Below are 15,663 nucleotides of genomic sequence, written 5' to 3' on the forward strand. Positions count from 1 at the left end.
AGGGATGTTAATGCCAGTATTAATATCCTCGACAGAGGTCTAGAACTCGTAGGGGCTACGGGGCAGTAAAATTTCCAAAATAATATACAATATATTTTTTGGTTTGCGAATCCCCGCCCTCTACAGGGCGGGGAGGTTCAACAACTGTTAACGGTACTGATCTTACTAAAGTCTACAGAAACAGCAGCCAATACTTCGCTACTTTCCGCAACGACGAAGGTGAATACCTGGCTGCAGGTACAATGGTAAGATTCAACATCAACGGTGTGTTCTACAACCGTACAACTGATGAAAAAGGTACTGCTAAATTGAACATCAACCTTAACGCCGGTGAATATATATTAACAGCAATCAACCCTGAAACCGGTGAACAATCATCTAACATCATCACAGTTCTTGCAAAAATAGTTGAAAACAATGACATAACCAAATACTACAGAAACGGAACACAATACACCGTAAAAGTACTTGGAGACGATGGTAAAGTTGTTGGTGCTGGAGAAATAGTAACATTCAATATCAATGGAGTATTCTACAACCGTACAACAGACGAAAATGGTACTGCTCAGCTAAACATCAACCTGCAACCTGGTGATTACGTAATAACTGCAGAATACCAAGGATTCGTTGTATCCAACAATATCAAAGTCCTTCCAACCTTAACTGCACAAGACTTGACAAAAACCTATGGAACTTCTGACCAATTCATCGCCAACCTGGTTGACGGTCAGGGAAATCCGCTTGAAAATCAAACAATAGAGTTCAACATCAATGGAGTAATGTATAATAGAACAACTGATAGTCAAGGTAACTCTAAATTAAATATTAACTTAGGGTCTGGCGAATACATCATAACCTCCAGATATAACGATGCAGTTATAGGAAACATAGTAAAAGTAAATGCTTAAGAGAAGTAATCTTTACTTCTCTCTTATTTTTTTAAATTTTCATGACTTATTACGTTACTATTTAATCACCAAATGCTTAAATATCATGAAAAAGCCTTTTTAATCTACAGGTGATTATTATGCACAAAGAATTGAAAGGCACAAAAACCGAAGAAAATCTTTGGACTGCTCTTGAAGGAGAGTCCCTTGCACGCGTTAAATATGAATTTTATGCTTCACAGGCAAAAAAAGACGGTTATGTTCAGCTGTCAGAAATTTTCAAAGAAACCTCAGGCAATGAAAAGGAACATGCTAATGTTTGGTTTAAATTATTGCATGATGGTGCAGTAAAAGACACTTTATCCAATCTTAGCGAAGCTATTTCAACTGAAGAGTATGAATGGTCTGATATGTACATTAATTTCGCTCGTGAAGCAAAAGAGGAAGGCTTTGATGATATTGCCCATTTGTTTGAATTGACTGCAGCCATTGAAAGATCTCATGAAAGACGCTATAAGACTTTCGTTAAAAATATCAAAAACGGCTCCGTATTTGAAAAGGACAGTGAGGTTGTATGGAAATGCGGCAACTGTGGAAATCTGCATTACGCAAAATCAGCACCTGAAGTCTGTCCGATGTGTGACCATCCTCAGGCACATTACCGAAAATTGGATGATTGTTACAAATAATCTAATTTTCTTTCTTTTTTTCACACAAATTATATATAAGGTCATTGACTAATATTATATCTACAAAAGTTGATAATATGATAGAAAATAATATTTGTTTATTGACTGATTCCTATAAAATAACCCATCACTACTTCTATCCAAAAGGTACTCAGAAGATTTATTCTTACCTTGAAAGTAGGGTTGGTGCTGAATTCAACAAGACAATATTTTATGGACTTCAGTACATAATAAAAAAGTATTTGGAAGGTAAAATAGTAACCCAAGAAAAAATCGATGAAGCAGACAGGCTTATGGAAACTCATCTTGGTGAAGGCATTTTCAACCGTGAAGGCTGGCAATACATTCTCGATGAGTTTGACGGCAGATTGCCTATTGAAATCAATGCGGTTCCGGAAGGTACTCCTGTTGATGTGGGCAATGTATTGATGACTGTTGAAAATACTGATGATAAATGTTACTGGTTGCCTAATTACCTTGAATCATTATTATTGCAGGTATGGTATCCGTCAACTGTCGCCACATTATCTGCTGAAGTTAAAAAGCTTGTTAATTTCTATTTGGATGTCACAGGATCTTCAAAAGATAACATTGACTTCATGCTGCATGATTTCGGTTATCGGGGTGCAACATCAACAGAATCATCAATGCTTTGCGGGTCTGCACATCTGCTCAGCTTTTCAGGTACTGACACTATTCCTGCTCTGACAATTCCTGAAAACTACTACAATGACTCAAATGTCTACGGTTTTTCAGTTCAGGCTACAGAACACAGTGTAATGACATCACTAGGTCAGGATGGAGAAATCGATCAGATATTGAATGTCATTGACAATGCTAAAAATGGTATTCTTTCAATGGTTATTGACAGCTATAACTACAGAAACTTCCTGAACGAGGCGTCAAGTGAAGGCACACAACTTAATGATGCCATATTGAAGTTCCTGGATATTGAGGGAAACAAGGTTGTTTTCAGACCGGACAGCGGTGAACCTGTTTCAACAACAATTGACTGTTTAAACATTTTAGAAAGCGGTTTTGGAAGTCATTTAACCGAAAAAGGCTATAAGGTTTTTGATGCAAATATAGGTCTTTTATGGGGAGACGGACTCAACTACCAAAAGATAAGGGATATTCTTTTTGCAATGAAATCCAACAGGTGGGCTGCTGAAAACATTATCTTTGGTATGGGCGGAGGACTTCACAGTTCCGTTACCCGTGACACTCAAAGAAATGCGTTTAAATGTTCAGCTCAGTTAAGAAACGGCGAATGGTTTGATATATTTAAGAATCCTTTGGATTCCAGTAAAAAATCCAAAACAGGTAGATTCAAGCTTGTAAAGGATAATAATTCTTATAAAACCATTCCAATTGATGCATGCGGTGAAAACGTATTGCAGACAGTATTTAGAAACGGTGAATTATTGATAGATGAAAAATTTGCTGATATAAAGTCAAGAACTGATGAATATTCAAATTATTCATCTTACTAATTCTTTTTTTGTGATTAAGTGATGTAAATCCTTTTTATAGTATAATATATAAACATAATTATACTAATATTCGGGAGGACATCATTATGATTAAAGATTATAAACTTTTTTCATTAACTGTTCTAATAATTTTAATATTATTGATTATTCCTTCAGCTTATTCAAGTGATGTGGATGAAAACATCACGTTAACGGTTAATGAGGAAGAATATGTCCTAAGAACTGATAATGATATCTATTTTGATGCGTCAGCACCGACGAATGGGGACGGATCAAAGGATAATCCTTACAATGAGTTAAGACAAGAATATATGCGAAACAATCAGATTATTCACCTTGCAAACGGTGAATACTTATTTGACTCCTCATCTTCAATACAATTCAATAATCTGACTGTCTATGGTGAAAGTGCAGCCAATACTATTGTTAAAAGCCATCATGTTTTAACTATAGCTCATTTTTCATTGAATAACGTGACATTTTCAGGCATCAACATTGTAAATCATGGAACGATTTCCATTAGGGACTGTATTATTGAAGATGGTGTTGCCACTCCGGGCATGTATAACAATTCCTTTGGGGGAGCTATCTATAATCCCGGAGAACATTATGACCCTTATCTATACATCCACAATTCCACTTTCAAAAGAAATTATGCGGAGTATGGTGGGGCAATCTATATGACTCACGGAACTTTAAATATTACGGATTCACGCTTTGAGGATAATGTGGCCTACAATTATGGCGGAGCTATTGCTGCAGGGGACAATTCAAACATCATCATTAAAAACACGATTTTTATAAATGACCGTTCCATAAATGACGCAGGCGGTGCACTATACTTCAAAAAAGGTAATGTGACGGTTTCGGATTCCACTTTCGAAAAGTGCAGTGCTACATTTGGCGGTGCGATTTGTGATTTAAATTCCTATACAACAATAACAAATTCAAAATTCAATTCAAACACAGCTTCCTACAGCGGAGGTTCTGTTTATTCTTTATATGGTTCATTATACGTTTCAAATTCTAATTTTTTCTTTAATTCGGCTAAAAATGGTGGGGCAATATTTCTGGATAATGCCACAGACCACTACGTCAATGCCAACACATTCTATTCAAATGAGGCAATTCTCTGCGGTGGAAGTATATATTCCATATATAATCAGGTTTCTGATGCATCAAACACTTATTATAACAATAAAGCTCAAATAAACGATGACTTATATATTACAAATCAGATTAATTTATGGATAGGAAATGGGAATTATACTTTAATTGTAAATGATGAAATCAACGACAGTATCACATTTATTCCTTCATATTACAGTCTAGTTGATGAAGGATATGTCACTTCAGTTAAAAATCAGCAGTCAAGCGGTGACTGCTGGGCATTCGCAGCCATTGGTGCATTGGAATCATGCATTCTTAAAACTACCGGCGAAACTTACGATCTGTCTGAAGAGAACATGAAAAACCTCATAAGTTTATACTCCGATTATGGCTGGAATCTGGACACCAATGCCGGTGGATATGATTTGATGGCAGTGGGATATCTCACCAGCTGGCTGGGGCCTGTACTGGAAGAGGAAGATGAGTTCGATGACCATTCAACATTGTCTCCGGTTCTGCATTCAAGATTCCATATTCAGGATATAATCTGTTTATCCCGTAGCTCCTATCTGGATAACGATGCGATTAAAAAGGCAATCATGAAATACGGTGGAGTCGTCAGCGGAATACATAACGACGATGATTACCTGAACAAGCAGACCGCAGCCTTTTATTATGACGGCGATTCTGACCGCAACCATGCTGTTCTGATTGTAGGATGGGATGATGACTACTCAAAGGATAATTTCAAGAAAACTCCTCAGGCAAACGGTGCATGGATTTGTAAAAACAGCTGGGGAGAAAGTTTCGGTAAAGACGGTTATTTCTACGTTTCATATTATGATAATGTATTGGCTGAAGTCAACAATACCCTTGCATCATATACGTTTATCTTGAACAATACGATTGACCTGGACAAGAACTATCAGTACGATATTATAGGAATGACTACATTTTTTGACTGCGGACAGAAGACTGTATGGTACAAGAACGTTTTCAATGCGACAGATGATGAACTGCTGGCCGCATTTTCAACATATTTCTTTGATGATGCCGATTTTGAAGTTCAGATTAACGTGAATGATGAGCTGAAATATTCCCAATCAGGAACTTCTCAGGCAGGTTATTATACTTTCAAACTGAACAAGTATATTCCTCTTCATAAAGGTGACAGCTTTGAAATCATCATTAAAAAATCAGCCGATTATAACGTAATGGTTCCTATTTCAGAGACAAGATTTACAAACAAGGTAACATATAATCACGGAATGTCCTTTTTCAGCAGCGACGGAAAAAAATGGAACGACCTTTACGACATGGCGATTTTCTCCAAACTGTCAGTATATGATTCACAGGTCGCATGTATAAAAGCATTCACTACTTTGGATACATTGGACACATTTATTTTCATGAACGATGAAATTATTGGTGTTGGTGAGGAATTCTGCCTTGAGGCAACTGTTATTGACGCTCACAATCACAGAGTAACAGTCGGAAATGTGACCTTCACGATAAACGGAAAAGATTACACAGTTTCCGTACAATCCGGAAAAGCTGTCTTGAACTGTTCATTTGAAAATGAGGGCAACTATACTGTAAAGGCATCATATTCCTATATTCACTATAACCCTTCATCTGCTAGTGCAAACGTTGAAGTTGAAAGGATTCTTTCAAATTCTCATATCAATCTGACTTATACATCATCTAGGGTTGGCGAAAATGCTGAAATAACTGCGAGAGTTTATGATTCAGATAATAATCTGATCACATCAGGAAATGTGAGTTTTACAACTAACGGTAAAACAGAAGTCGTAAACATCAATGACGGTGCTGCAGTATTCACGACAGTTTATAATGATGCGGGAAATTTCACAGTCACCGCAATCTTTGAATCTATCCATTACAACTCTTCACGTACAACTTCATTTATTAATGTCCTTCAAAAAGTCCTGGACACTACGGTTTCAGCATCATATTCTCTTGATTACAACAATGCAACCATAGTTGCCACTGTCAGGGATTCAAATGGCGATCCGGTCACTTCAGGCATTGTGACCTTCAATATCAATGGTGAAAAAACAACTGTTCCTGTCAGTAAGGGTCAGGCTGTTTTAAGCACTCTTCTGATTCGCAGTTCCAACGTTTACATTACATTTGAAGGAAGTGATTATAAATTATCTTCAACCAGCACAAGAGTCAATATTGCGGATAAAATGCCTTCAAAAATAATATTGAGTAATATGCAGGTCAATACAGGTGATAGCGTTGATGTTGTTGCCCGTGTTCTTGATTATAACAATAATGCTGTTAATGTAGGTAGCGTCACATTCACTGCTGATGGAAAGACATCCTCAGTCAGTGTTAATGAAGGGGAAGCTGTATTTTCAACTTCATTTTCCAAATCAGGCACTTATGAAGTGAATGCTGTATTCAGCAGCGATTATTATCTTTCATCTTCTGCAAAATCAACAGTCACAGTCAATAGCAATTCTGCAAATGCAAAAATCACTGTTCAGGATTTGTCCGTAAAAGTCGGTGATGATGTAACAATCACTGCAAAGGTTTATGATTCAAACAACAATCCTTTGAATGTGGGAAGTGTATCTTTCAGCGTTGATGGAAAGAATTTCAATGTAGACGTCAAAAACGGCCAGGCAAGCTTTACTGCTTCATTTGATAATGCCGGAACATATACTGTAACTTCACTATTCTCTGCTTCAAACTATCTGCAGTCTCAAACGACATCCTCAGTCACTGTAAGCAGATATGACGTGAATGTCAGTCTGTCAATCGATGATACTGCATATGGAGATAGAATAATAGCCAGAATATCTTCTGACACTGCAATCTATGCAAATCTGATAATCGATAATCTGGTGTATTCAGTCAATCTAAAAGAGGGAATTGGGGAGTTCGCAATACCTGAAACCTTTGAATTAGGTTCATATACTGCCAGACTGACTTATGCCGGTGACAGTAAGTATAATGCCCTATCTGCTTTTGACACTTTCAGCGTATTTGCCCATACGACTTCCATCAGTTCGGATGATATTGTAATGTATTATAAGGATGGAACAAGATACATTGTTAAACTTTTGGATAATAACGGAAATCCTCTGGCCAATAGAAATGTAATTCTAACTATTCAGGGGGTTTCATATACCAGAACCACAGGCGCTGACGGAACAGCCTCTCTGGCAATAAATCTGAGTCCTGGAAAATATACTGCTTCAGCACAGTTCACAGGTGATAAATATTACGCATCCTCTACAGTTAGTAACATTATCGAAGTCAAATCCACAATTCTAACGGATAACGTTACAAAATATTATAGAAACGATACGCAGTACTATGCAAGCATTCTTGACAATAAGGGCAATACACTTCCTGATATTGTCGTTGAAATGAATATTAATGGTGTATTGTACCACAGGACTAGCAATGCTGACGGTATTGTCAGATTAAATATCAATCTCAGTCCGGGAACCTATATACTGACTTTGACAAATCCGATAACCGGAGAGATGAAATCAAGCATAGTAACAGTTCTTCCAAAGCTTGTTGAAAATCATGATCTGGTCAAGTATTATAGAAATGCCTCAAGATACAGCGTTAAACTGTTGGATGATGTGGGTAATATTGAAGTCGGTAAATCTGTAACGTTCAACATTAATGGAGTATTCTATAATCGTGTAACTGATAGTGATGGAGTTGCGTATCTGAATATTAACCTCGCTCCCGGAAGATATATTATCACGGCACAATATGGCTATTCGCTCGTATCCAATTATATTGACGTTTTACCTATTATAGAATCCGGTGATTTGTCCATGAAATATCTTGACGGGTCTAAATTCAGAGCAAAGCTTTTGGATGGTCGGGGCAATCCGTATTCAGGTCAATATGTACAGTTCAACATTAACGGAGTATTGTATGATAGGCTTACGGGCAGTGACGGCTTTGCAAGTTTAAATATCAATCTTCAGAAAGGCCACTACATTATTACTTCAGCATATAATGGCTTTGCAACATCAAATACAATAATAATATCATAATTAGGTTTTAATTAACCTAATACTATTTTTTTTAAAAAATAAGAGAATAATAGCTATTTATTGTTAGCTATTAATTTGCGGGCTGCTTTTAAATCGTTGTTGTAGATGTGGCCTGATGTGGAGTGGTAATGGATTCCTCCGAAGTTCAGTTTTTCACCTAACAACTCCTGATTCAGTTCTTCTGTCATTTTGATTCCGATATATGCTATGAAAAACATATTTGAGTAGAATGCACCGAAAATGTCATTGCTTCTGAATAAACAATGGATTGTCAAAACATTGTTTCTTACAATGCACTGTAAAAACTGAAGACATGGGATATCTTCTTCATTATTGTCCTTTACAGGGTCAATGGTAATAGCAACAGCTCTGTTACTTCCTGTTGCATTTAATATTCTTTTTTTCATTGCTTCAAACTGGTTAATTCCGAAGTATTCCAAGATACGGTTAGGGTATGAATATACGAAGTCCCTTTTAAGGGAGATTACGTCAGGACCATCGAATGACTTTACGTATTCATATAATGCGTCGCTTTTTATCGGACATTCATCAATATCGAATCTTCCGCTTTTGATTTCCTCAAGCATCATTGCAGAGGTCATGTGCTGGTATTTAGCTTCGAATTTTAAATCTAGAGGGTCATCAATCAAGTAATAATTACCAAGACTTTCAACTAAATGATGATTGCTGTCCTTATATGTTTCTTTTCCTTGTTTCAGTATTTTGTTGACAAAATCCAAATAACATTGATTAATACTTAACATGTTAAACAGTCCTTTTAAATTAATTTTTACTTTGTTATTAAAGTTATAAAAATATAATGTTTTGTTAAAAAAATAATTCAATTTACATATATTTAAATATTTAGTTATACCTAAATAAATATGATGTGGTCTTTTGGAGATTATATCGATAAATGATTTTTTTCAAAAAAGGGTAATATGGGAGGCGAAAGTATTAATAGAATACTTAATTTTCTTATTATTTTAACTTTAGCGCTATTTTGTATCGGCGCTGTTTGTGCAAATGAAATTGATGATAATACGACGATATTAACTAATAATGTTGAACTTTCATCCGAAAATATTGAAATTTATCAAGTTTCTAATGATGATGAAATTATAAGTGAAGGTGAAATAACTATTAGTGACAGCCAATATCCTGATTCGGATACGATCACAAGAGATACTGGGTCTGTAACATTGAATGTTAAACCTTATGTATTTTCAAGTGACAGCGATATTCTTTATTTAAACATAAACGGATACAGTCAGGCAGTTGCTTATATGTCTACAGCAAAATCAAACGGTGTGACTTTTTCATTCACTGAAGCGGGCACATATACTGTATATGCTCATGCCACTTCTATTTTTGGTGAGATTACAAGTAACACCTTAACTTATCTGGTTGGAGGTTCAACTCCGATTGATACAAATAAGACATATCAAAGTACTTTGAGATTGTATGACAATTCCACTTCAAGCACAGTCATTTATAAACAAATCGGCGACAGTGGAGTCCTTTTAAACAATCTGTCTAATTCCGAACTTGGAAATTCAATTTCAAATCTGATTTCAATGACAACAAAGGAAGGTCAGAGTGCCGTCAATGAATTTTTATCCATCTATTTGAATGGTGAATATTTAGGTCAGATTGCTGTCAGTCCTAACGGACAGTGGGCAAATGGTGCTACTTTAGCTTTCACTGAAGCAGGATGGTATAATTTTACTGCTGTTTATAATGGTAATGGGCATTTATCAAATGCCACAAGTAATGTCTTGGCATATTATGTTTATGAAGCTAATGAAAATGCCAGTGAAAATACAACTACAATCATTGAAGTCGATCCTTTAGCTTTAAAATTAGGTGAAAGTGCAATAGTTATCCCTACAGTTTATGATTCTAACAATGAAGAGATAACTTCAGCTTATCTTAATATATATGTCAATAATTCAAAAGTTGCTACAATTAATGTGGGGCAAACATATACCATAACTCCTTCTGATGTGGGAACAGCTGAGATTTATGCTGAATTTTTGGCAGATTCTTCCCATAAATCAAGCAAATCAAATGTTGTTCAGATTAATGTATCAAAAGATGCTGTAGTTCCTGGTGAAAAAACAGATACCCTCACTACTATTACGGCAAATGAAACTAGAGTTATCTATGGAAATAAAGTTTTGCTCACTCCAAAAGTAACTGATAAAAATAATAAAACTGTAACTAGCGGACGTGTGGCTATTTCTGTTTTAGGTATGAACATGACAACAATTAATGTTGGTGAAACATATGAATACTATCCGTTTTTACCTTCAACATATGATGTTAAAGCATATTATTTGGGTAGTGATGAATATAATCCGAGCTCATCATCAGAAATTGAGATAGTTGTTGTTTTTGATGATACTCCTGATGATAATACTACAGATAATAACTCCACAGATAATAATTCAACAGATAACAACACTACAGATGAAAATGCAACGGATAATGATACTGATAGAATATTGGAAACTGTCACTGAAGTATCACTCAACATGCCTGAAATAGTGTCAGGCGAAAATATAATAATCACTCCAAAGGTAAGTGATGAAAACAATGCTGCTGTTAGTGAAGGTAACATTGAGATATATATTGATGATATACTGATTACTACCGTTCAGGCAGGAAATACTTATCAGTTTATTTTAACTGAAATAGGACAATATGATGTTCAAGCAAAATATCTGGGTAGTGAGAAGTACAATTCAAGCGTTTCCAGTAAAGTCCAATTTAAAATAACTGAAAAAGTCATCAACAATACTATGGCGAAAGCGCTGAAGGGACCATATTGAAGTCTTCATACGGTATTGTCCCTATTTTTGTAAATGACAATGCACGCTTATATGTTTGGGACATGACATTCGACTGTGCAGTAATTCAAAACCAGGGAACCTTGGAAGCACACAATGTCATCTTTAAGAACGGCCAGGGAGCAAATGCTTATCCAAAATCCCCCTGAATATGATGATATTTTTGGAGGAGCAATTTACAGTCCGGGTTCAATTTACTTTGCAGGATATGGAATGCCTTCCTATCTGACATTGTACAACTGTACATTCATCAACAATTCCGCAGTCTACGGCGGATCAATATATCATAAGAATGGTGTAACAGTAATTAAAAATTCCAGATTCTATGACAGTCATTCAAAACTTTACGGCGGAGTGCTGGCTACGGATGGAGGAAGCATTTCAATAGAAAACTGTATTTTTGACGATTGTTATGCTGAAGGAGATGCAGGAGGAGCAATTTATGCCAAAGTCACAAACCTCACTGTAAAAAATACCAACTTCACAAATGGATACAGTGATTTCGGAGGAGCAATCTGTAATCTGAATGCAGTATTGGACATTGCAGAGTGTAACTTTGAAAATAACACCGCAAAACATGAAGGAGGAGCCATCTATCAGATGTATGGTCAGTTCTCTTTAAAAGATTCCAATATAAACATTGCCGAAGCACGTGATGGCGGAGCAATATTCGTCGACAATTGTACTTCAGTATCCATGAATAAGGTCAGCATTAAAAATTCCAATGCCAAAAACAGGGGTGGAGCTATATTTTCCAATGCTAACAAGCTAAATATTGATTCAGTCACATTCGATAAAGTCACTTCAGGAGATAATCGTGTAGTATATGAACAGAAAGGTTATGACTATGACATAGACTATAACTCAAATTATACAATGATGAAATACAACTCATCATATGCAGGCGTTTTGCCGTCCAGATACAATCTGGCTGAAGAGGGCTTATCAACACCAATACGTGACCAGCAGGCCGGTGGAAACTGCTGGGCATTTGCAGGAATTGCCGCTTTGGAATCATGTATTCTAAAGGCAACGGGCGTATCATTTGATTTGTCTGAAGAAAACGTGAAAAACCTGGTTGAATTATACTCCGCATACGGATGGAAATATTCAACAAATGAAGGCGGACACGATGAAATGACTTACGGTAACCTTTTAAGCTGGATCGGACCTGTTTTGGAAAGCGATGATGAATATGACGATTTATCAACATTATCCACATTACTAGATCCGTTAATGCATGTTCAGAACGTATATTACTTGCCTGAACGTACATCATATTCTGATAATGATGCAATGAAAAGAGCTATCCTTGATTACGGTGCAGTTTCTGTAGGTATTTTCATGGACCAGTCAAATCCTCTTGTATGGGATGAAAGCAAAGCAGCATACTACTATGTCTTTGGAGGATATTATCCGAATCATGCAGTGGCAATCGTCGGATGGGATGATAACTATCCAAAAAGCAATTTCCCAATGGGAGACATGGCAGACTGCGATGGTGCATGGATTGTAAAAAACAGCTGGGGAACTGAATGGGGAGATGACGGATACTTCTATGTTTCATATTGCGACCCTGTTGTCTATGCTTTAAATGAAGCAAACAATGCATACACATTCATTTTAAACGACACTGTAAGATACAACAGGAATTATCAATATGATATTGGTGGAATGACAGACTATTTAATAACCCACGAAAAAACCGTATACTACAAGAATACTTTCAAATCAATTGGAAATGATATATTGTCAGCATTCGGAACATACTTTGAGCAGAACTGTGACTATGAAGTTTCATTATTCATCAACGATGAATTGAAATTAACTCAGAACGCTTCAGCAGTCACAGGATATTATACAATTCCTTTTGACACAGAATTCCTGCTGAACACAGGAGACAACTTCACAATACAAATTAAAATTGATGCTCCTTCAATGGCAAGTTTCCCTATTTGTGAAATTGTAACAGCTTCAAGATTGACATACGGCGAAGGAATTTCTTATTTCAGCTATGATGCAAAAAATTGGATAGACTGTTTCGATTACGTATTCGATGATCCTGAAATCGAACACAGATATGCTTCACAGGTGGCCTGTATTAAGGCATATACCAGAAGCAGCGGTTTAAACACATCAAACATTATCATTAATAATGTCGTAACTGAAATCAACAAAGAAACTCTCATTTCAGCTATTGTCCGCAATCAGGATAATGAACCAATTGAAAATGGAAGTGTAATCTTTTCTGTTAATGGAAAAAACTATACAGGAAATATTTCCAATGGAATGGCAAATATAACAGTAACATTCAATGAAAGCGGCATATTTGATGTGGTTGCATCATATCTGGGAAATCCTCCAGCAAATGCCACATCAAAAGTTACAGTCAGCAGATTGAATCCTCATTTGGAGTTAAGCATTGACGATATTGTAGTTGATGAGAAATTAACTGTCAATGTTACTCTTAATGATGATATAACAGATAATGTAAGGGTTTTAATCAACAATAAAACATACAATGTTTCTGTTTCCAAAGGCAAAGGAGTCATTGAAATTAATGATGATTTGCCGGTCGGCGAATATGAAGCTATAGCAATTTTTGATGGAAATGAAATCTATTCTTCTGCAAACTCAAAAGCTTCATTCAACGTAAGCAAAAAAGACAGTAAAATCAGTATTGATACGAGAAATGTTGTTGCAGACAAAGAATCACTTATTAAAGTTAATTTGGAATCCGATGCTGACGGATATGTTAACATTTCAATTAATGGTGAAACATACACTTCCCAAGTAAATGATGGTGTTGGCGAAATTGAAATTCCTGCTTTGGAAGCCGGTGACTATGATTACATCGTTAACTATAAAAACAGCTCCAAATATAATGACTTAACTTATAACGCAACATTGAAAGTGGTGGATTCCGAATCTAAGGTCATCATTGAAGCATCCGATATCATAAAGTATTGCGGATCAGATGAAAGACTGACTGTCAAACTGATTAACAGTTCAAACAATCCTTTAGTTGGTGAAAAAATAAGCATTTCAATCAATGGTGTAAAATACGATAGAACTACCGATTCCAATGGTGTAGCATCAATAGCTATCAATTTAAACCCTGGAAAATATTCAGTTGAAATAAACTATTCCGGAAACGGCAGATATGCAAATGAAAGTTCCAGTATTGATGTTGTAGTAAAAAATACGATTTCCGCAAAGAATCTGACGAAAATATTTAGGAATGATTCCCAATACTATGCAGCTTTCCTGGATGTTAATGGAAATCCTTTGAAGAACACTTTTGTAACATTCAACATCAACGGGGTCATGTATGAACGTGAAACAAATGATGATGGTGTTGCCAGATTAAATATCAATCTATATGAAGGGGAATATATCATAACTGCAATGAATCCGAATACAACTGAAAGCTATTCAAACACTATAGTTGTCCTTCCAAGGATTATAGATAACCATAATCTCATCAAATACTATAGAAATGATTCACAATATGTCATTCGAATTCTTGGTGATGACGGAAATCCAATAAGTGGTGAAAACGTCACATTCAACATCAATGGAGTATTCTATACTCGTGTCAGCAATGAGACAGGTCATGTTAAATTAAACATTAACTTACAGCCTGGAGATTTTGTTATCACTGCAGATTATAAGGGATTTAAGGTATCCAATAATATTCATGTTCTTTCCACATTATATGGTCAGGACCTAACCAAGAATTATGGTGATTCAGACCAGTTTAAAGTGCGGGTTCTTGATAATGTTGGAAATCCTTTGGCTAATGTGGATGTTAATTTCAATATAAATGGTGTATTTTATAATAGAACAACAGCTGGAAATGGTGTTGCTAGTTTAAACATTAATCTGATGGCTGGAGAATATATATAACTTCCAGTTATAATAATTATGCTATAGCCAATAAAATTACTGTATTATAGGGTTTAATACCCTTTTTTCTTTTTTTAAGTTTGTTTTATTAATTTTAAAAATTATAATTTTACAATATAACGATAGATATAAAAAAACTGAAAGATTTCCAGAAAATGTGCTCTGTCACTGTAACAATTTCCATTTTTGTATCATATTAATAGATAATTTCTATTTTTATTCACTTTTTTCTAATAATTTTATTTTTTTGTATATCTTATTTTTCAAAATGTATTTAAATGATTAAATATAACATATGTTTAAGGTTAAATTTTTTTCTTTGGTTTAATCAAAAGCATAAAGGGAGGTGAAAATATAAATGGATAAAAGAAAAATAATGTCGATTTCATTAATACTATTCATATTTTTCATATCATTATGCTTGGTTTGTGCAAGTGATGTAAATGATACTGTATTGTCTAGTGATAATTCACAATCGATTTTAAAAGAGTCTGTAGGAACATATAGTGAGCTGCAGGATTTAATTAATTCTGGAAATGCTACTATTAGTTTGGATAAGGATTATGCATACAATTCCAGTGATAGTATTTCTTATATTAGGATTTCAAATCCTGTTACGATTAATGGTAATGGCCATTCAATTGATGGAAATAACTTAGTTAGACATA

At 35.4% G+C, this 15,663-nt stretch carries 10 protein-coding genes; 8 read left to right on the forward strand and 2 right to left on the reverse strand.

Annotated elements, in window-relative coordinates; translation table 11 throughout:
* Positions 1-98 precede the first annotated feature (98 nt).
* From IJQ68_RS06890 to IJQ68_RS06900, 3 genes are all read left to right on the forward strand, one after another.
* Positions 99-908: an Ig-like domain repeat protein gene (locus IJQ68_RS06890; protein ID WP_292798566.1), complete on the forward strand. Its 810-nt coding sequence runs from the start codon at positions 99-101 to the stop codon at positions 906-908.
* A 119-nt stretch (positions 909-1,027) separates the two neighbouring features.
* Positions 1,028-1,576 carry a rubrerythrin gene (gene rbr / locus IJQ68_RS06895; protein WP_292798568.1) on the forward strand — a complete coding sequence of 183 codons (549 nt, stop codon included), beginning with the start codon at positions 1,028-1,030 and terminating at the stop codon, positions 1,574-1,576.
* Between the two features lie 77 nt (positions 1,577-1,653).
* Entirely contained in the window at positions 1,654-3,069 is a 1,416-nt protein-coding gene (locus IJQ68_RS06900) for a nicotinate phosphoribosyltransferase (RefSeq protein ID WP_292798570.1), read from the forward strand.
* Between the two features lie 482 nt (positions 3,070-3,551).
* On the opposite strand, the gene IJQ68_RS10885 is transcribed toward IJQ68_RS06900, so the two are convergent.
* Entirely contained in the window at positions 3,552-3,677 is a 126-nt protein-coding gene (locus tag IJQ68_RS10885) for a hypothetical protein (RefSeq protein ID WP_369334608.1), read from the reverse strand.
* Between the two features lie 72 nt (positions 3,678-3,749).
* On the opposite strand from IJQ68_RS10885, the gene IJQ68_RS06905 reads away from it, so the two are divergent.
* On the forward strand, positions 3,750-8,234 hold the full coding sequence (locus IJQ68_RS06905) for an Ig-like domain repeat protein (protein ID WP_369334609.1): 4,485 nt from the start codon (positions 3,750-3,752) through the stop codon (positions 8,232-8,234).
* 53 nt (positions 8,235-8,287) lie between these two features.
* Here IJQ68_RS06905 and IJQ68_RS06910 read toward each other — a convergent pair whose 3' ends face one another.
* Complete coding sequence (locus IJQ68_RS06910; protein ID WP_292798574.1) at positions 8,288-8,998, reverse strand: thymidylate synthase; 711 nt, start codon at positions 8,996-8,998, stop codon at positions 8,288-8,290.
* A gap of 177 nt (positions 8,999-9,175) precedes the next feature.
* On the opposite strand from IJQ68_RS06910, the gene IJQ68_RS06915 reads away from it, so the two are divergent.
* From IJQ68_RS06915 to IJQ68_RS06930, 4 genes are all read left to right on the forward strand, one after another.
* Positions 9,176-11,068: an Ig-like domain repeat protein gene (locus IJQ68_RS06915; protein WP_292798576.1), complete on the forward strand. Its 1,893-nt coding sequence runs from the start codon at positions 9,176-9,178 to the stop codon at positions 11,066-11,068.
* Positions 11,065-11,235 (forward strand): hypothetical protein, encoded by a 171-nt coding sequence (locus IJQ68_RS06920; RefSeq protein WP_292798578.1) that lies wholly within the window; start codon positions 11,065-11,067, stop codon positions 11,233-11,235. Before IJQ68_RS06915 ends, IJQ68_RS06920 begins: the two co-directional genes overlap by 4 nt.
* A complete protein-coding gene (locus tag IJQ68_RS06925) occupies positions 11,213-14,995 on the forward strand; it encodes a C1 family peptidase (RefSeq protein ID WP_292798580.1) in 3,783 nt (1,260 codons plus the stop codon). Before IJQ68_RS06920 ends, IJQ68_RS06925 begins: the two co-directional genes overlap by 23 nt.
* Positions 14,996-15,353: 358 nt before the next feature.
* Positions 15,354-15,663 (forward strand): hypothetical protein (locus tag IJQ68_RS06930; RefSeq protein WP_292798582.1); only part of this gene is annotated, 310 nt, incomplete at its 3' end.

The organism is Methanobrevibacter sp. (assembly GCF_017447225.1).
GTDB lineage: Archaea > Methanobacteriota > Methanobacteria > Methanobacteriales > Methanobacteriaceae > Methanocatella.